This window comes from uncultured Streptomyces sp. (genome assembly GCF_947488945.1).
Taxonomy (GTDB): domain Bacteria; phylum Actinomycetota; class Actinomycetes; order Streptomycetales; family Streptomycetaceae; genus Streptomyces.
The window spans coordinates 1-307 of record NZ_CANLBS010000105.1; the positions used below are offsets into that span (position 1 = coordinate 1).

Genomic DNA, 307 nt, shown 5'->3' on the forward strand with positions numbered 1-307 from the left:
ACCCCGTCCCGTCCGCACCCGCCGCATACGACTTGCACCGACCATCCGGAGCAAGACCACGCTGACGACTGAACTCCCGGAGCAGGAAGGGACCGGACATGATCGTCACGCCGCCGGCCAACGCGAGGGAGCAGTCGCCTGTACGCAGCGCCTGGGCCGCCATGTGCAGAGCGACCAGCGACGACGAACACGCGGTGTCCACCGAAATCGCCGGACCCTCGAGCCCGAGGCTGTAGGCAACCCGGCCCGACACCACACTCGACGTCGTCCCCGTCAGCCGGAAACCCTCCAGCTCCGGCGGCATCAC

1 protein-coding gene is annotated in these 307 nt (G+C 68.7%); it reads right to left on the reverse strand.

The annotated features are described in order from the left end of the window. Positions 1 to 307, reverse strand: a 307-nt coding sequence (locus Q0994_RS33995) for a beta-ketoacyl synthase N-terminal-like domain-containing protein (protein ID WP_299542609.1), incomplete at both ends; no start/stop codon positions are given.